Origin of the sequence: Diaphorobacter sp. MNS-0 (genome assembly GCF_019602835.1) — a bacterium.
GTDB classification, from domain to species: domain Bacteria; phylum Pseudomonadota; class Gammaproteobacteria; order Burkholderiales; family Burkholderiaceae_C; genus Diaphorobacter; species Diaphorobacter nitroreducens.
This window is the reverse complement of sequence record NZ_CP080761.1, coordinates 3,664,390-3,683,411: the sequence shown is the minus strand read 5'-3', so window position 1 is coordinate 3,683,411 and position 19,022 is coordinate 3,664,390. Positions and strand designations below refer to the sequence as shown.

Below are 19,022 nucleotides of genomic sequence, written 5' to 3'. Positions count from 1 at the left end.
ATCAGGGTGCGGTGCTGCGCCGCACCAGGGCCAGCGCCCGGCACAGGTCGGCCCAGGCGGCGGCCTTGGCATCGGGTGCGCGCAGCAGGTAGGCCGGGTCGTAGCTCACCACGGCGGGCGTGCCGTCTGGCAGGTGGTGCGCGGTGGCGCGCAGGCGCCCCAGGGGCTCGCGGCTGCCCAGCACCACGCGCGCCGCGCCCAGGCCCAGCACCAGCACCAGGGAGGGGCGCAGCGTCTGCAGCGCCTGTTGCAGGCCGGCGGCGGGCTCCAACCCCTCGGCGGTCAGGCCCGGCGCGTGCCGGTTCAGCGTGGCGACGAAGGTGCGCGGGTGCCGGTGCAGGCGCATGGCGCGCAGCATGTTGTCCAGCAGGCGGCCGCTGTCGCCCGCCAGCGGCTCGGCCGGCGTGGGGCTTTCCAGCACCACCAGCCAGCCGGCGCCCAGCTCGGGCGGAACGGCCTGGGGGTCGGCCTGCGGGTACAGCGCCACGGGCGCGCGCAGCAGCAGGCCGGTGGGCGCGGCGCCGGCCGTGCGCGGCTCGGACGCGGGTGCGGCAGGGGCAGCGGCATGCGCGGGCTGGCGCGGGGCGGCTGGCGTAGGTTGCGCGTGCAGCACTGGCGTGGGCGCGGCGGCGGATGCGATGGCCGCTTCCGCTTCCGCTTCCGCTTGCGCAGGCGCGGCCACTGGGGGCGGCAGCGGGCGTGCCGGCGGCGGCGCCCAGACGGTGACGCCCATCTCTTGCAGCATGGCGCGTTGGCGCGTGTCCAGGGACAGGCTCATAGCAGCAGGCTCATCACCACGGCGTCCTCGCGCTCGCCGTCCGCGGCGGGGTAGTAGCGCTTGCGCTCGCCCACACGGCGGTAGCCGTGGACTTCATAGATGCGCCGCGCGCGCTCGTTGCTCGCGCGCACCTCCAGCCACAGCCATTGCGCGCCCTGGCCGCGCGCCCACACGGCCAGCGCGTCCAGCATCACATGGGCCCAGCCCTGGCGCTGGAAGGCGGGCGCCACGGTGATGTTGAGCAGGTGCACCTCGTCCACGCCGCGCATGGCGACGAAGTAGCCCAGGATCTGTCCATCGGCCACGAGCAACTGGGCCTGGTAGCCGGCGGCCATGGCGTCGATGAAGTTGCCGCGTGTCCAGGGATGGCTATAGGCGCTGTTCTCGATGGCCAGGAGCGCATCCAGCCGCGCGGGCGTCAGCGGCTCGAAGGCGGCCTCGAAGGCGTGGGGGGGCTGGACGATGGCGCTCATGTCTGGGGGGCCGGCGCGGTTTGGCGGGCGGCTTCTCGCTCGGCGGTGGTTTGCGCCACTTTATCGCGGATGTAGCGCGGCAGCGCTGCGTCGGCCGCCACGCCCGCGCCCGCCGCCAGCAGCGCCGGTGCCAGCCGCAGCAGGGCCGCCGCCGTAGGCAGGGCGTGCATGTGCGGGGCCTGCGGCGCGAGGCGCTCGCCGTAGGCGGCGCGGGCATTGCCGGCGACCGTCCAACCATCCGGCACGGCCAGGGCCTCGGGCGCCAGCAGCTGGAAGTCCTGCGGCACCTGCCAGCGGCCGTCGGCCTGCCACTCAAAGGGTGCCGCGTAGACCTCGTTCATACGGGCGTCCAGCGTCGCCACCACCCGCGTGCAGCCGTGCTGCGCGCGGGCCTCTTCGGCCACGGCGAGCAGCGTGTCCACCGGCAGCACGGGCACGCCCTGCCCGCCGCGCGCGCCAAAGGCCAGGCCCTGGGCCACCGCGCACGCGGTGCGCAGCCCCGTGAACGAGCCCGGGCCGCGCCCGAACACCACGGCATCCAGTTGGTCGAACGACAGTTCGGCCTGCGCCAGTAGATGGCGGATGGCCGGGATCAGCGTGGCCGAGGCCTGGGCGCCGCCGGCGCCGCTGTGCTGCCACACGCGCGCGCCGTGTTGCACGGCGATGGACAGCGCGTCGGTACTGGTGTCGAAGGCAAGCAGGTTCATGGAGGGCGTGATTATCGGCTGCGCGCCAAGCCATGGCGGGGCGGGCGGCCATGGCGCCCCCTAAACTCGCCGCCATGTCGTTTTCTTTCCTTGGGCAGGCCCGCCGCCTGCGCTGTGCGGCCGGGTGGGCGCTGGCCCTGGCCTTCCTGACACCCTGGGCGGGCGCCCAGCCTGCGCCCGCCGATGCATCGGCCTTGCCACCTTCCGTCGAGGCCGCGCTGCAGCGCGCCAAGGTGCCGCGCGAAGCGCTCTCCGCCTTGGTGGTGGAAGTCGAGGGGCGCCAGCCGCGCCTGGCCCACCGCGCCGATGCGCCCGCCAACCCGGCCTCGGTCATGAAGCTGGTCACGACGTATGCGGCGCTGGACCTGCTGGGGCCGGCATTCACCTGGGACACGCCCGTGTACCTGGACGCCGTGCCCCAGGGCGGCAGCCTGCGCGGCAACGTGTACATCAAGGGGCAGGGCGACCCCAAGCTGGTGGTGGAGCGCCTGTGGTTGCTCATGCGCCGCCTGCGTGCGATGGGGGTCGAGGTGATCCTGGGCGACATCGTGCTGGACCGCAGCGCCTTCGCGCTGCCGGCGCACGATCCGGCGCTGTTCGACGGCGAGCCCTGGCGCCCCTACAACGCCGCGCCCGACGCGCTGCTGCTCAACTACAAGGCGGTGTCCATCGGCTTCGTGCCGGATCTGGCGGCCGGCGTGGCGCGGCTGCGCTATGAGCCGCCGCTGGCCCAGGTGGAACTGCCCGCCACCGTGCCGCTGGCGGCGCAGGGCGCGGCCTGCGGCGATTGGCGTGCAGGGCTGCGGGCGGATTTCGCGGACCCTGCGCGCATCGCCTTCCCGGGCGTGTACCCGGCGGCCTGCGGCGAACGCGAGTGGTCCATCGCACCGGCCGACCCGGGCGGCTATGCGGCGCGCGCGGTGGAAGGCATGTGGCGCGAACTGGGCGGCAAGCTCACCGGCCGCGTGCGCGACGGCAAGGTGCCCGCGGGGCTGGCGCCGGCATTCGGCAGTACCTCGCCGCCGTTGTCGGAGGTGGTGCGTGACATCAACAAGTACAGCAACAACGTCATGACGCAGCAGGTGTTTTTGACGCTGGGGCTGCAAAAAGCCGGCGCAGGCAGCTTCGACCAGGCGCGCAGCGTGCTCGCACAGTGGTGGCGCCAGCGCCTGGGCGCCGCCGAGATGCCGGTGGTGGACAACGGCGCCGGCTTGAGCCGTGAGGCGCGCGTGAACGCGCGGGCGCTTGCGCGCATGCTGCAGCACGCCTGGGCGTCGCCGGTGATGCCGGAATTCATGGCATCGCTGCCCATTGCCGGGGTGGACGGGACGCTGCGCCGCCGCCAGGGCCAGGCTGCGGGCTTCGCGCACCTCAAGACGGGTGCGCTGCGCGACGTGGTGGCGCTGGCCGGCTATGTGCATGCCGCGGGCGGCCGGCGCTATGTGCTGGTGGGCTTCGTCAACCACCCGAATGCCTCCGCGGCACGCCCGGCCCTGGACGCGCTGGTGGACTGGGCCGCGAGCGACCGCTGAGGCGGCGCAGCCGCCGTCCGCCATCGAACGCCCGGGCCGGCCCACCGGCAGACGTGTCGTGCTGCCCGCGCGGCGCGGCGGGATGCCTCCGATGTTGGTATTTACCCGCAGACGGCCTCTCGCGCTTCATCGGTAATACTCCTGAAAAAAACGAACGTTCGTTCTATTCATAACAGGAGTTCCTGATGAAACCACGCATGCAGTGGGTCGCCGTTGCCGTTTCCGCCGCCGTTCTGGCGGCCTGCGGCGGTGGTGGCGCCGACACCACGCCCGCCACGGCGGTCACCGCAGTCAAGGTGATGGGTGACAGCCTGGCGGACAGCGGCACCTTCGGGCTGAAGTTCACGGTCCAGGGCACGGCCCCTACGGGCGCGGGCTCCACGGCCATCTGGCCCGAGCGCGTGGCCGCCAGTTATGGCCGCACGCTGTGCCCGCACTATGTGTCCGCGGGGGGGAGCTTCAGCGCCAAGGCCGACTGCACCAACTACGCGGTAGGCGGCGGGCGCATCAACAACTTCAAGGCGCCCACCTCGCCCGTGTCCATCCTACAAGAGCTTCCTCAAGACCACGGCCCACTTGTCCAGCGGCCAGAGCATCGGCATGCGGCTGAACCCCAGCGTGGTGGCGGTGGGGGTGGGCTACCGGTTCTGAGAGCGCCCCAGGCGCCGAGGGAGGGGGCGCGCCGCGGGGTGCGCGAAGTGCCCCAGGTTTTCGTCTCCGAGGCTTGAAAGGCCGGCTCCTTGCGGAGCTGGCCTCTTTTTTTGGGGGCTCTGACGATCAGGGGAGCGAACGGGGGCGGATGCGCCCCCGTGGCTGGGCCGGCGCAGCACCGGTGTGGCCGCCGGCGGGTGCCCCGCGGGCGGGCGTGCTTGCTTACCAGCGGTTGCGCAGGCGGTCGTAGGCGTAGTTGCCGAATTCGCGGTGCGCGGCCGGAGTGATGTACACCTTGTCGGCGAACAGGAAGCGGTCCGGGTTGGCGTTGGGCAGCAGCGTGGCGGTGGTGCACAGCGCGGAGTTCACCTCGCCCGCGCCGATGCCGATGCCCGGGCCCGCGTCCACCGACGTGCACACGGGTGTGCTGCTATCGGTGAAGCCGTACCCGCCGGGCGATCCCTCGAACAGGTTCACGTAGTAGGCCACGTCCACGTAGAGCACGGTCTTGCCCATGTCCACGATGTTGACCAGCAGGTCGTCATTGAAGCGGCGGCTGGCGCTGCTGATGAGGCTTTCCTTCTTGAGGGCCTTGGCCCAGGGTGTGCGGCTCAGGTCGTAGGTGCCGGTCATCAGGATGTGCATGGCGCCCGCGTCCGACAGGCGGCGCACTTGCGCGGCCAGCTCCTGGCCTGCCTTGCCCGCAGCCTCCACGTACTGCTCTTCGGTGAGCGTTCCGGCCTGCACCGCGGCCATGCCGGCGATGATGTCGCTCACGCCGGCGCTCAGCATCACCAGATCGGTGTCGGCAAACTTGTTGGCAGCCAGGAACTGGTCGATCTGCTGCGTGACCGTGGGGGTGGCGGCGTTGCCGGCGGCGTCGGGGGTGGCCGTCACGCGGGCATTGCCCTGCGCGTAGCTCAAGCCGCCTGCCGACACGGGCTTCAAGGTGCCGCCGTAGTTGGAGGAGATGCGCAGCATCCAGTTGTTGATGCTGCCGTCGTTGATCGTGTAGCTGGAGCCCTTCTGGCCCACGTCGGCCAGGCCGTCGCCGAAGGCGATGAAGCGCTGGGGCGAGATTGCCGATTCAGTGCTGCTGGAACCGCAGGCCGCGAGCAGCGCGGCCGATGCACAGGCGGCGGCCACGAAAGTGCGGCGCATCCAATTTGCTGCCATGTATTTCTCCGATTGAAGTGGGCGAGAGTGTAACGAGGGTGCGGACAAGGCTTGTAGCTTGATGTAGGCGCGTCAGCCCGCGGCCGCGGCGCGCTGCAGGCGGTCGCGCACGCCTTCCCATGCGGGCGCATCGGGCGGCGTTTCGATCCAGATCAGCTTCACCCCGGCCTCGTCGAAGCCGCGCAGCGCGGCGAACAGCTGCTGCGCGGTGGCGGCGGCGTCATCGGGCATGCGCCGCACAAGGATCTTCGACGACGCCGCGCGCAGCGGCGCGCGTGCATACACGGCGATGTGGGCCGCGTCCGCCCCCAGCACATCCAGTCCGGCCTGCAGCTGCTTGGCGTCCATCAGGCGCACGCGCGCCGTTGGGGCGTAATGGGCTAAAAGTGTGCCTGAAGCCCGCGGGGTCAGTGCTGGAAGCTCTTCTTTCGATAGCGGTCGTTGGCCGCAGGCGCGCTGCACGTCCTCGCGCGAGATGGCGCCGGGGCGCAGCAGCACGGGCACGCCGCGCGTGCAGTCGATGATGGTGGACTCGATGCCGACGGTGCAGGCGCCGCCGTCCAGCACCAGCAGGTCGTCGCCGAATTCCTCGGCCACATGCTGCGCGGTGGTCGGGCTCACGCGGCCGAAATGGTTGGCGCTGGGCGCGGCCACGCCCCACACGGGGGGCTCCAGCCGCTGGCAGGCTTGCAGCACCGCATGCGCCACGGGGTGCGCGGGGCAGCGCAGGCCTACGCTGTCCTGCCCGCCCGTAGAGGCCACGGCGGCGTGGGGCAGGCGCGGCAGGATGAGCGTGAGCGGGCCGGGCCAGAAGGCGTCGATGAGTTGCTGCGCGAACAGCGGCACTTCCTTGGCGTAGCGGGTGATGGCCGCGGCGTCGGCCACGTGCACGATCAGCGGGTGGCTGGCGGGGCGCCCCTTGGCGGCAAAGATCTGCGCCACGGCCGCGTCGTTGTCGGCGTCGGCCGCCAGGCCGTACACCGTCTCGGTGGGCAGGCCCAGCAGTTCGCCGCGCGCCAGGGCCTGCGCGGCGGCCTGCACCGAGGCGTCCAGGCGTCCATCCAGAATCATGCGGGCCTCGTTCAGAACGGCGCGATGCCGAGGAGGGCCGCCGCCTGCAGCGCCGTGGCGCGCACCGCCTCGGGCGTGGTGCCGGTGATGTTCAGGTGGCCCATCTTGCGGCCGCGCTTGGCCTCCACCTTGCCGTACAGGTGCAGGTGGCAGCCCGGCAGGGCCAGCACCGCATCCCACGCGGGGGCAGTCGGCGCCACGGGCTGGTCCCCCGTGAACCACAGGTCGCCCAGCAGATTGAGCATGATGGCGGGGCTGTGCAGGCGCGGCTGGACCAGCGGCAGGCCGGTCATGCAGCGCACCTGCAGCTCGAACTGCGAGACGTCGCACGCGTTCTGGCTGTAGTGGCCGCTGTTGTGCGGGCGCGGGGCGATCTCGTTGACCACCAACGTGCCGTCCTGCAGCACGAAGAACTCCACGCACAGCACGCCCACGTAGTTCAGACCGTTTGCTACTGATTTCGCAGCTATCAGCGCTTGACTGGTCTGCGCTGGAGGCAGATTTCCTTCGTAGACCTCGGTCACGGCCAGGATGCCGTCCCGGTGCAGGTTGCGCTGCACGGGCAGGTGCACCACGGTGCCGTCACGCCCGCGCGCGACGATGACGGAGCACTCGTGCGCCAGCGGCAGCATCTTTTCCAGCACGCAGGGGACGCGGCCCAGTTGCTCCCAGGCGCCGGCCAACTCGGCGGGCGTGGCCACGCGCACCTGGCCCTTGCCGTCGTAGCCCATGCGGGCGGTTTTCAGAATGCCCGGCAGCAGATCAGCGGGAACGGCGGCGAGCTGCGCGGCGGTTTCGATCACTGCATGCGGTGCCACGGGCACGCCGCACTGCACGAAGTGCGCCTTTTCACGCGCGCGGTCCTGGGCGATGGCCACGGCGCTGCCGGCGGGCGACACCGGCAGGCTGCGCGCCAGGGTGTCCAGCGCGGCGGCGGGCACGTTTTCAAACTCGGTGGTCACGGCGGCGCAGGCGCGGGCCAGCGTGGCCAGGCCCTGCGGGTCTTCGTAGCCGGTGCGGATGTGGTGGTGGCTCACCAGGCCGGCGGGGCTGGCCGCGTCCTCGTCCAGCACCGCGGTGAAGTAGCCCATGGCCTGGGCGGCGTGCACGAACATGCGCCCCAGCTGCCCGCCGCCCAGCACGCCCAGCGTGGCGCCGGGCAGGATCGCGGTCTGACGCTCGTTCATGCGGACACCGGCGGCAGCGTCATGGCGCGCGCGGCGGCGGTCTGCTCGGCGCGGAAGGCGTCCAGCTGCTCGCGCAGCGCCGGGTTCTCGTTGGCCAGCAGCGCCACGGCGAACAGCGCCGCGTTGGCCGCGCCGGCCGCGCCGATGGCGAACGTGGCCACGGGCACGCCCTTGGGCATCTGCACGATGGAGTGCAGCGAGTCCACACCCTGCAGGTGGCGGCTGGCGACCGGCACGCCCAGCACCGGCACGGTGGTCTTGGCGGCGATCATGCCGGGCAGGTGCGCGGCGCCGCCCGCGCCCGCGATGATGGCCTTCAGGCCCCGGCCGGCGGCAGCCTCGGCGTAGCGGAACATGTCGTCGGGCATGCGGTGGGCGGAGACCACCTGCGCCTCGTGCGCGATGCCGAATTGCTGGAGGATGGCAACTGCGTGCTGCATGGTCTCCCAGTCGCTGCTGGAGCCCATGACCACGCCGATCTGGATGGGGTTCATGTGGGGGTGCGCGCGGTGCGCTCGCCGGGGGTGAAGCCCGCGATTTTACTTTTTGTGCGCGCGCCCGGGGGTCAATGCGCCAGCAGGGCGGCGCTGGCGCCCAGCGTGATCGAGCGGACGGGCACGCGCGCGTCGCGCGGAATCTCGCCGGACAGCTGCAGCGCCAGGTAGCGCGTGCAGCACACGCGCAGGAACGAGGTGAAGTTGTCCACCGCGCCGTGCTCGGCCACCAGCTCGTCGTACAGCTTGGTGCACAGCTGGGCCACGCTGTAGCCGTCGCGCGCGGCGATCTCCTGCAGCACCTGCCAGAACAGGTTCTCCAGCCGGATGCTCGTGGCCACCCCGTGCAGCCGCACGGAGCGGGCGCGGTAGGCGTAGAGCTGCGGATCGGCGCTGATGAAGACCTGGCACACGGCGGAACTCCTTCGGGCGTGGGGACGGCGGGCCATGGTGCGGCCCGCCGCCGGCGCCGTCAAGTCAGGAGTTAGGTGCTTTCAAAGTGATAGTGATAGCTGCTTGCGCTTGATGGGTGAGCGCTGCGGCCCTTTTTGCCTTCAGAGCGTGATGCGCGTGCCCAGCAGCGCCAGGAACTGCGCGATCCACGCGGGATGCGCGGGCCACGCGGGCGCGCTGACCAGGTTGCCCTCGGTGTGCGCCTGGTCCACGGGGATGTCGGCGTAACGGCCGCCGGCCAGTTCCACTTCGGCGCGGCAGGCGGGGTAGGCCGAGCAGGTGCGGCCCTTGAGCACGCCGGCACCCGCGAGGAGCTGGGCGCCGTGGCACACGGCGGCCACAGGCTTGCCCGCCTCGAAGAAATGGCGCACGGCGGTGCACACGGCGGCGTCGTTGCGCAGGTACTCGGGGCCGCGCCCGCCGGGGATCACCAGCGCGTCGTAGCTTTGCGCCTGGACGTCCGCGAACGTGGCGTTCAGGGTGAAGTTGTGGCCGGGTTTCTCGCTGTAGGTCTGTGCGCCTTCGAAGTCGTGGATGGCCGTCTTGATGTGGTCGCCCGCTTTCTTGCCCGGGCAGACCGCATGCACCGTGTGGCCCACGGCCTGCAGCGCCTGGAACGGCACCATGGTCTCGTAGTCCTCGCAGTAGTCGCCGCAGATCATCAGAATCTTCTTGCCTGCCATGGGGGTCTCCTTTGCTGTGGGTGGCTGGGGTACAGACCATTGTGGGCAGCCTGCAGGTGCGGCAGGTATTAACCCGCTACTACAAGGGGCCCTGCGGGCTTGTACCTGTGGCGCGCGAAATTGCCGCAGAATCCCCATCACCATTGACCGGCGCCGTGCGCCGCACTACCGGGACCGCTACACATGATCGACGTCACCCTAGAGAATTTTGAAACCGAGGTGGTTGCCGCCTCGATGCAAGTGCCCGTGCTGGTGGACTTCTGGGCACCCTGGTGCGGCCCCTGCAAGACGCTGGGCCCGGTGCTGGAGAAGCTGGAGGTGGAATACGCTGGCCGCTTCACCCTGGCCAAGATCGACTCTGACCAGGAGCAGCAGCTGGCTGCCATGTTCGGCATCCGCAGCATTCCCACCTGCGTGCTGATGATGAATGGCCAGCCCGTGGATGGCTTCATGGGCGCCCAAACCGAGAGCCAACTGCGCGCCTTCCTGGACAAGCATGTGCCCAGCGCCGAGGAGCTGCAGGCCGAGGAGCAGGAAGAGGAAGCCCTGGATGCGCTCGCCGAGGGCGATACCGAGGGTGCACTGGAAAAGCTGCAGCACGCCGTCGCCACCGACCCGGCCAACGACGACGCGCGCTTTGACTACGTCAAGCTGCTGCTGCAGCTGGGCCGCGAAGACGACGCCAAGGTGGCCTTCGCGCCGGTCATCGCCAAGGCCGAGGTCTCGCGCCGCCTGGGGGCGCTCAAGGCGTGGATGGATGCTCTTGATTTCGTAGCTTCTAGCGCTTATGGGGCGGGCGCTGGAGCCGAATTTGATGCAAAGATTGCGGCCAACAAGCGCGACTTCGAGACGCGCTTTGCACGCGCACGCTGGCTCATGGCCCAGCAGCGCTGGCAGGAGGCCATGGACGAGCTGCTGGAAATCCTCATGCGCGACAAGGCCTGGAACGACGATGCCGCGCGCAAGGCCTACGTGGCCGTGCTGGAGATCATCGAGCCCCCGAAGGTCAAGGTGGCCGACGGGCAGATCCCGCCCGAGGACCCGGTGGTGGCCAGCTACCGGCGGCGCTTGTCCAGCGTGGTGCTGAGCTGACCCACGCCGGGGGCGGGCGCGCGGTGGCGGGACTGCAGCCGTTGCATGCGGCCGGGCGGACGGCGCTGCTGCTGGCCGCCGCGTGGCTGGCCGGCTGCGCCACGGCCCTGGGGCCCGATGCGCAGATATCCGGCACCGTGATCTCGCGCGAGCGGCTTTACGTGCCGCCCGACGCGCTGTTCGAGGCAGCGCTTGTGGACGTGACGCGCGAGGGCCATCCGCCGCGGGTGCTGGGCCGCCAGCGCATCGACCCGGCCGGCCCGCTGCCCTACATGCTGCGCATTCCCTACCGCCAGGTGGACGTCCACGCCCAAGGCCGCTACGAGGTGCGCGCAGCGGTCACGCAGCAGGGGCGCCTGCTGCTGGACACGCCCCGCGTGCACCCGGTGCTGATCGACCCGGCCTTCCGCCATGTGGACGTCATCCTGGCGCGCGTGCCAGCGCTGCAAGCCACGGCGGCCGCATCCGTGCCGCTGCGCCAGACCTATTGGAAACTCGTGGAGGTGGTGGACGATGCGCCGGTGGACGCGCCGGCCGAGGGGCAGGCCGCGGCCCATCTGGTGCTGCAGCGCGATGCGGGGCGCGTGAGCGGTTCGGGAGGGTGCAACCGTTTCGTGGGGCAGTACGTGCAAGAGGGCGGGCAACTGCGGCTGTCCCGCATGAGCGCATCCCTGCGCCTGTGCCTTGCGGGCGGCGGATCGGAGCCGGCCTTCTTCGAGCGCCTGGGCGCGGTGGCGTATTACCGGCAGCAAGGCCGGGCGCTGGAGCTGCGCGGCGAGGACGGCACGCCCCTGCTGCGCTTCGTGGCCGAGGAATGGGGCGCGCCGCGGCCCGAGGACGACGAGCCACCCATGCAACCCCAGTGAGTGCGCTGCGACCCATGCCGCGGCGTTCGCCGTGGTTGATGCGGGTGCATGAAGGAAATTGGCCTCTAGGGCCTGTTCACACTATTTTTGCCAGTGCGAATGGCGTGAAAACCGCGCCAATCTAGGCGCGTGACGACGCCAAGGCCGGGGCCTTGGCTAGGAGGGCAACGACGCGTGGCGCGGTTTTCACTCCGTTCCCTCCGGGTTGCGATCAAAAAGGGCCATTCGCGGCGTTGCCAAGCCTCGCTGGGGTAGCACCCCAGCTTCGTTTGGCGCCTTGCGCCTGGCCCTTTTTGATCGCAACGCATCTGGCAAAAATAGTGTGAACAGGCCCTAGCGCTTGGTGGGTGAGCGCCAGCCGCTACAAAAACAGAAGTTCTGATGCGTGCATCGCGGCAGGCGCGGCATTTGCGCGACCGTGTTTTTTACAAATCGAGATGATAAGGATTCCCATTTGTTTAAACCAAGGGAACTGTCGTCTATGAACCCCCATCCCCTCCGCCCCGTCGTGCGCTCCATCGCACTCATGACGTTGATCGTGCAGCCGCCCTTGATGGGCGCCGCATGGGCCCAGGCGAGTGCGCCCGTCGAGCCTACGCTGAAGGAGGTGACGATTGTCCAGCAGCGCGAGGACCGGGTGAGCAGCGGGGCGACCGGGCTGGATCTGGACATCAAGGAAACGCCGCAATCCATCAGCATCGTGACCACCGAGCAAATGCGCGATTTCGGCACCAGCAATCTCAACGAAGCGCTGCGCCTGAGCACCGGCATCATCGTCGACGAGTGGGAGACCAACCGCACCACGTTCACCGCGCGCGGCTTTGACATCGCCAACACGCAGATCGACGGCGTCGGCCTGCCCAATGACTGGGGCATCGTCACCGGCGCCATGGATTCCTTCGGCTACGAAAAGATCGAAGTCATCCGCGGCGCCAACGGGCTGCTGACCGGCGTGGGCAATGCGGCGGGCACGATCAACTTCGTGCGCAAGCGTCCCACCAACAAGGAGCAGGGCTCATTGGGTCTGAGCTATGGGTCCTGGGGGACCACGCGCGTCGAGGCGGACTACTCGCGGCCGCTCACCGCCGATCGCCGCTGGGCGGGCCGGGTCGTGGCGGCACGCGAGGAGGGCGGCTCGCACCTGCGCAGTTTCGACCGCGAGCGCACGTTCCTCTATGGCGTTGTGGATGGGCAGGTGGGCGACAACGGCCTGTTGACGTTGGGCCTGTCCCATCAGCAGTCCGACTCCACGGGCAACATGTGGGGCGCCCTGACCTTCATGAATGCCGATGGCACCCAGAACGCATGGGGCCGCAACGCATCCACGACGCAGGACTGGACCCGCTGGGACACCACGACCAAGACGGCCTTCGTGGAATACGCCCACCAGATCGGCATGGACTGGCAGCTCAAGCTGGCCTACAACTACCGCGCCATCGACAACGACAGCAAGCTCTTTTACGCGTTTCCCTCGGGCTCCAGTCTGGTCGGCTATGCGTGGGGCGGCAAAGACACGATGGACGCGCACCTGGCCACCGCCACCGTCAACGGCCGCTTCGAGATGCTGGGACGGCAGCACGAGGCGCTGTTCGGTGTGAGCTGGGCCAAGAGCGAGTACACGGGTAATGGATACGCCGGGTCGGACTGCGGCGCCAGTGCCTGCAGCGCCATCGCGCTGCCGGGCTTCCCGTACCCCGGCAACCTTGTTCCCGAGCCGCAGTGGGGCCCATTGGTCCTCGAAAGCACGCTGAACCAGAAACTGCAGCGCGCATTTGGCACCATGCGGTTCACGCTGACGGATCGGCTCAAGGCGGTGGTGGGAGTCAACCACGCGCAATACAGCCGCGACGGAACGAGCTATGGCGTGGCCTCCGACCTTTCACGCAGCAAGACCAGCCCCTATGCCGGGCTGACGTTCGAGTTCACGCCCAGCGTGCTGGGCTACGTGAGCTACTCTGACCTGTATTTCCCGCAGAGCCAGGCCGATGCGAACGACCGCTATCTCGACCCTAGCAAGGGCACCAACTACGAGGCGGGCCTGAAAGCCGACTGGCTGGACAAGCGCCTGCTGACCTCGGTCGCGGTGTTCCAGGCCAAGCAGTCGGGCCTGGCCACGCCCACGGGCACCTATAACCAGAATGGCCAGGCGGTCTACGCGCCCGAAGACGTGAAGTCCACCGGCGTGGAGCTGGAAGCCGTGGGCCGGCTCAACAACCATATCGACCTGACAGCCGGCTATACCACCCTGAAGCTGACCGGCCCGGATGGCGGCGACACCTACGCCTGGGTACCGCGCCATACGGCCAATCTCGCGCTCAAGGCGCGTCTACCGAGCCTTCCCGCGCTGTCCTTTGGCACCAGCGCCCGGTGGCAGAGCAAGATCTCCAACATGGAAGCCAGCGGCTTCACCGTGCGCCAGGGCAGCTATGCCGTGCTCAACGCCTTCGTCGCATGGCAGCTGCAGCCCAAGACGACGCTGCGCTTCAATGTGAACAACATCACCGACGAGAAGTACATCAACACCCTGCGCTACGCGGGCTACTACGGCGCGCCGCGCAGCTACCAGCTCTCGCTGAACCACCAGTTCTAAGCAAGCGTTGGCGATCCCCGGCCGATCCCCGGCCAGGGGCGTCGCGCAAGCAATCAAGCGGTCAGGCGCTCCAGCGCTTCGCGGTATTTGGCGGCGGTCTTTTCCACCACCTCGCGCGGCAGGCGCGGCGCGGGGGCGGTCTTGTTCCAGGGCTTGCCGCCGACCTGGGCCTGCTCCAGCCAGTCGCGCACGAACTGCTTGTCGTAGCTGGGGGGGTTCTCGCCCTTGGCCAGGGCCTCGGCATAGCCCTCCACGGGCCAGTAGCGCGAGCTGTCGGGCGTGAGCACCTCGTCCATCAGCACCAGCGTGCCGTCGGGCGCCAGGCCGAACTCGAACTTGGTGTCGGCAATGATCATGCCCTTTTCCAGCGCGATGGCGGCGGCGGCCTCGTACAGCTGGATGGAGATGTCGCGGATCCTGGTGGCCAGATCCAGGCCCACGATCTCCACGGTGCGCTCAAAGCTGATGTTCTCATCGTGCTCGCCCATGGCGGCCTTGGCGGCGGGCGTGTAGATGGTCTGTGGCAGCTTGGCGGCATTGGTCAGGCCGTCTGGCAGCGGCACGCCGCAGACGGAGCGCGATTCCTGGTACTCCTTCCAGCCGCTGCCGGCCAGGTAGCCGCGCACCACGGCCTCGATGGGGATGGGCTTGAGGCGCTGCACCAGCATGGAGCGGCCCCGCACCTGGGGCGCCTCCGCCGGCGTGACCACGCTCTCGGGCGCCTCGCCCGTGAGGTGGTTGGGCACGATGTGTCCCAGTTTGCCGAACCAGAACAGAGCCATCTGGGTGAGCAACTCGCCCTTGCCGGGGATGGGCTCGCCCATGATCACGTCGAAGGCCGAGAGACGGTCGCTGGCCACCATCAGGATGCGGTCGTCACCCACGGCGTAGTTGTCGCGCACCTTGCCGCGTGCCAGGAGCGGCAGCGAGGTCAGGGCGGAGGTGTGCAGTGCAGAGGTGCTGGGCTGGGTCATGGCGGTCGTACGGAAGGCGCTCGCGCAATGCAGGCGCGCGGTGGACGTTGGGGCAAGACGCCCCGCCGGTGGCGAGGTCGAAGGACGGGATTTTAGCGACGCGGCCCCCGTGCGGGCGCCGTACACCCGCCACAAGGTACGTGGGTTGGAGAGGCTGGAGCCCCAGGTCGGCGCTGGAGGCAACCCAGCCATTGTGATGCGTTTCGGTCGGTTTGACACCTTCCTGTCATATCCCTTGTGCCATGCGCGGGAACGATTGATTTGCGCTGGCGGCGGGCGCATAGTGAACCCAGGCCTGAATGCATTCACGTTCGCAGACCGCCCCGCACCGGCAAGGGGCGGTGTTTTTCAACTGTGAGTCACAGGAGACTTGTCTATGAACTTGACGATCAGCGGCCATCACCTTGAAGTGACCCCCGCCTTGCGCAGTTATGTGACGTCCAAGTTGGACCGCATTACCCGCCACTTCGATCAGGTGGTGGATGTCAAGGTGCTACTGACCGTGGAGAAGCAGAAGGAAAAGGAAAAGCGCCAGCGCGCTGAATGCACCGTGCATGTGAAAGGAAATGACCTGTTCGTGGAAAGCACCCATTTCGACCTGTATGCCGCCGTGGACGAATTGATGGACAAGCTCGACCGCATGGTCGTGCGCCACAAGGACCGTCTGCAGGACCACCAAGCCGGCCTACGCCGCGCCACCATTCAGGCAGCAGCTGCCGCCACGGCTTGAACCGTTGCTTGACGGCCTGTGTACCGCCGGAACGCGCCGGCGGTGCCGCAACCGCCCAGCCAGGGCGGTTTTTTGTTGCCAGTGGATACACTCCCAGGGTTTCCGCTAGGCGTGCATAATCGTCGCTCAGACCATGAATCGACTTGCTTCCATACTGCCTCCCGCACAAGTGCTCGTGAGTGTCGATGTCACCAGCAAAAAACGTGCCTTTGAGGAGGCGGGCCTGTTGTTCGAAAGCCAGCACGGTTTGTCGCGGGCCTTGATCACCGACAGCCTGTTTGCGCGCGAACGCCTGGGTTCGACCGGGTTGGGCCATGGCGTGGCCATTCCCCATGGCCGCATCAAGGGGCTGAAGTCGCCCATGGCGGCGGTGTTCCAACTGGCGCAGCCGATCGGCTTCGACGCGCCTGACGAGCAACCCGTATCGCTGCTGATTTTTCTGCTGGTGCCCGAGGCGGCCACGCAAAAGCACTTGGAAATCCTCTCGGAAATCGCCGAACTGCTGAGCGACGGCGCCTTGCGCGAACGCCTCAAGACCCATACCGACGCGGCCAGCCTGCATGCGCTGATCGCGGGCTGGCAGTCCGCCCAGGGCGCCTGACGCCACCGCCATCGCGCCGCCGTGAAACCCAACGTCGTCAGCGCGGATGTGCTCTTCGAGGAGTTCCGCAACCTCCTGAAATGGGAGTGGGTGGCGGGCCTGGGCGCGTCCGAGCGGCGCTTTGCCGAGGTGGCGGTGCGTGCCGCCCGCTCGGGTGCGGACCTGGTGGGTTACCTGAACTACATCCATCCCTACCGTGCGCAGGTCCTGGGCGAGCGCGAGATTGCCTATCTGACCAACGCCACGCCGGAGGACTGCAAGCGCCGCATCGCGCGCATCGTCACGCTGGAGCCCCCCGTGCTTGTGCTGGCCGACGGCCAGGCCGCGCCGGACGAGGTGGTGTCCATGTGCGAACGCGCGCAGATCCCCATGTTTTCCACCCAGGAGTCCGCGGCCTTCGTGATCGATGTGCTGCGCGCCTACCTGTCCAAGCACTTTGCCGATCGCACCACCATGCACGGCGTGTTCATGGACATCCTGGGTCTGGGCGTGCTCATCACGGGCGAGTCGGGCCTGGGCAAGAGCGAGCTGGGGCTGGAACTGATCACGCGCGGCAATGGCCTGGTGGCCGACGACGCGGTGGACCTATACCGCATCAACCAGACCACCATCGAGGGCAAGTGCCCCGAGTTGCTGCAGAACCTGCTGGAGGTGCGCGGCATCGGTCTGCTGGACATTCGCGCCATCTTCGGCGAGACGGCCGTGCGCCGGCGCATGCGGCTGAAGCTCATCGTGCACCTGGTGCGCAAGGAGACGCTGGAACGCGACTACGAGCGCCTTCCCTACGAGCCGCTCACGCAGGACGTACTGGGCGTGCCGGTGCTCAAGGTGGTGATTCAGGTGGTGGCGGGCCGCAACATCGCGGTGCTGGTGGAAGCGGCTGTGCGCAACACCATCCTGCAACTGCGCGGCATCGATACCTATCAGGAGTTCGTGGAGCGCCACCGGCGCGCCATGGAGCGGGGCGGCGCCTCCTGAGGGCGCCGGGCGCTTATTTTTTTGCGCAATTAGCGCACTGGCCGTAGAGCGCCATGGCGTGGTCGTGCACCACCCAGCCCTTGGCCTGGGCGATCAGGTTCTGGCGCTTTTCGATCTCGGGGTCGTAGAACTCCTCGACCTTGCCGCAGGCGGTGCAGACGAAGTGGTCGTGGTGCTGGCCCTCGTTCAGTTCGTAAACGGCCTTGCCGCTCTCGAAATTGCTGCGGATCAAAATGCCGGCCTGCTCGAACTGCGTGAGCACGCGGTACACGGTGGCCAGCCCGATGTCGGAGCGCTCGTCCAGCAGCACGCGGAATACGTCTTCGGCCGTCATGTGGCGCTGGGCGCCCTTCTGGAAGATCTCCAGGATCTTCAGCCGGGGCAGCGTGGCCTTGAGGCCGGTGCTTTTGAGTTCGTCGATGTTCGTCATGACAAGGTCTTTCGTGTGCCAGGGCGAAACCATGGATACCGGCGGCTTGCGCGCAAGGCCCAGAAGATCCAGCCGCTACAATGGGCCGGATCATATCCCCTATGCATAAACCCATGTTTGCACCCGCCCGTTGGGGCGCCCGCTGGGGCGCCATTGTGTTGATTGGTGCCGGGATGGCCGGCTGCGCGGGCACCGGCAGTCGCCTGGCCGGCATGGTCACGCCCTACAAGGTGGACGTGGTGCAGGGCAACTTCATCTCGCGCGAGCAGGTGCAGATGTTGCAGCCTGGCATGGGCCGCCAGCAGGTGCGTGAGATCCTGGGCACACCCCTTATGGTGAGCGTGTTCCACTCCGACCGCTGGGAATACGTCTTCACCCTCAAGCGCCCCGATGTCGAGGTGCAGACGCGCAAGCTCACCGTGTTCTTCAAGGACAACGTGATGGAGCGTGTCGAAGGCGACGAGATGCCCACCGAGGCCGAGTTCGTGGCCTCGCTCTCCACCAAGGTGTCCAAGCCCAAGGTGCCGCAGCTTGAGGCCACCGAGGCGCAGCTCGCGCGCTTTCCCAAGGCGGAGCCGGCCGCCGAGCCGGCCGCCGCGCCCGCTCTGCCGCCCGCCACGAGCTATCCGCCGCTGGAATCTCCGCGCCGTTGAACGCGGCCGGTGCGCCCGCTGCAGCGCGTCGCGCTGGACGCAGCAGAACCGCCCCCTGTTTGGATTGCGAACTGACATGACCTCTTCCTCCTCCGCTCCCCGCCGCGTGGCCGTGGCCGGCGCTTCTGGCCGCATGGGCCGCATGCTCATCGAGGCGATTCAGGCGAGCGACGGCTGCGTGCTGGCCGGTGCGCTGGACCAGCCCGGCAACCCCGCCGTGGGCACGGACGCCGCCGCTTTTTTGGGGCGCGCGAGCGGTGTGGTCATCACCGCTGACCTGCGCGAGGGGCTCAAGGACGCCGACGTGCTGATCGACTTCACGCGCCCCGAGGGCACGCTGGCCCACCTGGCCGTGTGCGCGGAACTCGGCGTGCAGATGGTCATCGGCACCACGGGCTTTTCCGATGCGCAGAAGGCGCAGATCGAGGCCGCCGCGCAGAAGGTGGGCGTCGTGTTCGCGCCCAACATGAGCGTGGGCGTGAACGTCACGCTCAAGCTGCTGCAGATGGCCGCGCAGGCGCTGCGCACGGGCTATGACATCGAGATCATCGAGGCGCACCACAAGCACAAGGTGGACGCCCCCTCGGGCACGGCGCTGAAGATGGGCGAAGTGATTGCCGAGGCGCAGGGCACGCGGCTCGCCGACCGTGCCGTGTACGAGCGCTACGGCCACACGGGCGAGCGCAAGGCAGACACCATTGGCTTTGCCACCGTGCGCGGCGGCGACATCGTGGGCGACCACACGGTGCTGTTCGCCGGGACGGGTGAGCGGGTGGAGATCTCGCACAAGTCCAGCAGCCGCGCCGGCTACGCCCAGGGCAGCCTGCGCGCGGTGGGCTTCCTGGCCACGCAGCGCGCGGGCCTGTTCGACATGTTCGACGTGCTGAACCTCAAGTAACCTGC

Annotated in this window: 20 protein-coding genes and 2 pseudogenes; 11 read left to right on the top strand and 11 right to left on the bottom strand. The window is 68.8% G+C overall.

Annotation, left to right across the window (positions count from 1 at the left end; translation table 11 throughout):
- Position 1 precedes the first annotated feature (1 nt).
- Genes K2L43_RS17455 through tsaB form a run of 3 tightly spaced genes read right to left on the bottom strand, consistent with a single transcriptional unit; the run spans position 2 to position 1,958 of the window.
- Positions 2 to 778 (bottom strand): uracil-DNA glycosylase family protein, encoded by a 777-nt coding sequence (locus tag K2L43_RS17455; RefSeq protein WP_011807027.1) that lies wholly within the window; start codon positions 776 to 778, stop codon positions 2 to 4.
- A complete protein-coding gene (gene rimI / locus K2L43_RS17450) occupies positions 775 to 1,251 on the bottom strand; it encodes a ribosomal protein S18-alanine N-acetyltransferase (protein ID WP_011807026.1) in 477 nt (158 codons plus the stop codon). Before rimI ends, K2L43_RS17455 begins: the two co-directional genes overlap by 4 nt.
- Positions 1,248 to 1,958 (bottom strand): tRNA (adenosine(37)-N6)-threonylcarbamoyltransferase complex dimerization subunit type 1 TsaB, encoded by a 711-nt coding sequence (tsaB, locus tag K2L43_RS17445; RefSeq protein ID WP_220638117.1) that lies wholly within the window; start codon positions 1,956 to 1,958, stop codon positions 1,248 to 1,250. Before tsaB ends, rimI begins: the two co-directional genes overlap by 4 nt.
- A gap of 50 nt (positions 1,959 to 2,008) precedes the next feature.
- Here tsaB and dacB point away from each other — a divergent pair, with 50 nt between their 5' ends.
- From dacB to K2L43_RS19120, 3 genes and pseudogenes are all read left to right on the top strand, one after another.
- Positions 2,009 to 3,490 carry a D-alanyl-D-alanine carboxypeptidase/D-alanyl-D-alanine-endopeptidase gene (dacB, locus tag K2L43_RS17440; RefSeq protein WP_370633068.1) on the top strand — a complete coding sequence of 494 codons (1,482 nt, stop codon included), beginning with the start codon at positions 2,009 to 2,011 and terminating at the stop codon, positions 3,488 to 3,490.
- A 185-nt stretch (positions 3,491 to 3,675) separates the two neighbouring features.
- Positions 3,676 to 4,047, top strand: a pseudogene (locus K2L43_RS17435) (phospholipase); the annotation flags it as partial.
- A pseudogene (locus tag K2L43_RS19120) lies at positions 4,037 to 4,141 on the top strand (OmpW family protein); the annotation flags it as partial. The pseudogenes K2L43_RS17435 and K2L43_RS19120, both read left to right, overlap by 11 nt.
- Positions 4,142 to 4,363: 222 nt before the next feature.
- Here K2L43_RS19120 and K2L43_RS17430 read toward each other — a convergent pair.
- The 6 genes from K2L43_RS17430 to K2L43_RS17405 form a co-directional block, all read right to left on the bottom strand.
- Complete coding sequence (locus K2L43_RS17430) at positions 4,364 to 5,317, bottom strand: SGNH/GDSL hydrolase family protein (RefSeq protein ID WP_011807022.1); 954 nt, start codon at positions 5,315 to 5,317, stop codon at positions 4,364 to 4,366.
- 72 nt (positions 5,318 to 5,389) lie between these two features.
- On the bottom strand, positions 5,390 to 6,388 hold the full coding sequence (locus K2L43_RS17425; RefSeq protein WP_011807021.1) for an L-threonylcarbamoyladenylate synthase: 999 nt from the start codon (positions 6,386 to 6,388) through the stop codon (positions 5,390 to 5,392).
- A gap of 11 nt (positions 6,389 to 6,399) precedes the next feature.
- Positions 6,400 to 7,575, bottom strand: coding sequence for a 5-(carboxyamino)imidazole ribonucleotide synthase (locus K2L43_RS17420; protein ID WP_220638115.1), 1,176 nt, complete (start codon positions 7,573 to 7,575; stop codon positions 6,400 to 6,402).
- The gene (gene purE / locus K2L43_RS17415) at positions 7,572 to 8,069 is read right to left on the bottom strand and encodes a 5-(carboxyamino)imidazole ribonucleotide mutase (RefSeq protein ID WP_047351539.1); all 498 of its coding nucleotides are present in this window, start codon (positions 8,067 to 8,069) and stop codon (positions 7,572 to 7,574) included. Before purE ends, K2L43_RS17420 begins: the two co-directional genes overlap by 4 nt.
- 71 nt (positions 8,070 to 8,140) lie before the next feature.
- Positions 8,141 to 8,482 (bottom strand): ribbon-helix-helix domain-containing protein, encoded by a 342-nt coding sequence (locus K2L43_RS17410; protein WP_015914516.1) that lies wholly within the window; start codon positions 8,480 to 8,482, stop codon positions 8,141 to 8,143.
- 141 nt (positions 8,483 to 8,623) lie between these two features.
- Positions 8,624 to 9,205 (bottom strand): DJ-1/PfpI family protein, encoded by a 582-nt coding sequence (locus K2L43_RS17405; RefSeq protein WP_011807017.1) that lies wholly within the window; start codon positions 9,203 to 9,205, stop codon positions 8,624 to 8,626.
- A 183-nt stretch (positions 9,206 to 9,388) separates the two neighbouring features.
- On the opposite strand from K2L43_RS17405, the gene trxA reads away from it, so the two are divergent.
- The 3 genes from trxA to K2L43_RS17390 all read left to right on the top strand — a co-directional run bounded on the left by trxA (position 9,389) and on the right by K2L43_RS17390 (position 13,753).
- Entirely contained in the window at positions 9,389 to 10,297 is a 909-nt protein-coding gene (gene trxA, locus K2L43_RS17400) for a thioredoxin (protein WP_011807016.1), read from the top strand.
- Between the two features lie 23 nt (positions 10,298 to 10,320).
- Positions 10,321 to 11,163, top strand: coding sequence for an META domain-containing protein (locus K2L43_RS17395; protein ID WP_220638114.1), 843 nt, complete (start codon positions 10,321 to 10,323; stop codon positions 11,161 to 11,163).
- Positions 11,164 to 11,644: 481 nt separating this feature from the next.
- A complete protein-coding gene (locus tag K2L43_RS17390; protein ID WP_135148886.1) occupies positions 11,645 to 13,753 on the top strand; it encodes a TonB-dependent siderophore receptor in 2,109 nt (702 codons plus the stop codon).
- A 53-nt stretch (positions 13,754 to 13,806) separates the two neighbouring features.
- On the opposite strand, the gene K2L43_RS17385 is transcribed toward K2L43_RS17390, so the two are convergent.
- Positions 13,807 to 14,727, bottom strand: a complete 921-nt coding sequence (locus K2L43_RS17385) for a phosphoribosylaminoimidazolesuccinocarboxamide synthase (RefSeq protein ID WP_011807013.1) — start codon at positions 14,725 to 14,727, stop codon at positions 13,807 to 13,809.
- 376 nt (positions 14,728 to 15,103) lie between these two features.
- Here K2L43_RS17385 and hpf point away from each other — a divergent pair, with 376 nt between their 5' ends.
- The 3 genes from hpf (at position 15,104) to hprK (ending at position 17,036) form a co-directional block, all read left to right on the top strand.
- Positions 15,104 to 15,457 carry a ribosome hibernation-promoting factor, HPF/YfiA family gene (gene hpf / locus K2L43_RS17380; protein ID WP_011807012.1) on the top strand — a complete coding sequence of 118 codons (354 nt, stop codon included), beginning with the start codon at positions 15,104 to 15,106 and terminating at the stop codon, positions 15,455 to 15,457.
- 133 nt (positions 15,458 to 15,590) lie between these two features.
- Complete coding sequence (locus K2L43_RS17375; RefSeq protein WP_015914511.1) at positions 15,591 to 16,058, top strand: PTS sugar transporter subunit IIA; 468 nt, start codon at positions 15,591 to 15,593, stop codon at positions 16,056 to 16,058.
- Between the two features lie 21 nt (positions 16,059 to 16,079).
- Positions 16,080 to 17,036 carry an HPr(Ser) kinase/phosphatase gene (hprK, locus tag K2L43_RS17370; RefSeq protein ID WP_011807010.1) on the top strand — a complete coding sequence of 319 codons (957 nt, stop codon included), beginning with the start codon at positions 16,080 to 16,082 and terminating at the stop codon, positions 17,034 to 17,036.
- 13 nt (positions 17,037 to 17,049) lie between these two features.
- Here hprK and fur read toward each other — a convergent pair whose 3' ends face one another.
- A complete protein-coding gene (gene fur, locus K2L43_RS17365; RefSeq protein WP_015914510.1) occupies positions 17,050 to 17,466 on the bottom strand; it encodes a ferric iron uptake transcriptional regulator in 417 nt (138 codons plus the stop codon).
- A 113-nt stretch (positions 17,467 to 17,579) separates the two neighbouring features.
- Between fur and K2L43_RS17360 the strand changes: the two genes are divergently transcribed.
- A complete protein-coding gene (locus K2L43_RS17360; protein ID WP_370633062.1) occupies positions 17,580 to 18,119 on the top strand; it encodes an outer membrane protein assembly factor BamE in 540 nt (179 codons plus the stop codon).
- A 76-nt stretch (positions 18,120 to 18,195) separates the two neighbouring features.
- Complete coding sequence (gene dapB / locus K2L43_RS17355) at positions 18,196 to 19,017, top strand: 4-hydroxy-tetrahydrodipicolinate reductase (RefSeq protein WP_220638113.1); 822 nt, start codon at positions 18,196 to 18,198, stop codon at positions 19,015 to 19,017.
- The last annotated feature ends 5 nt before the right edge of the window (positions 19,018 to 19,022 follow it).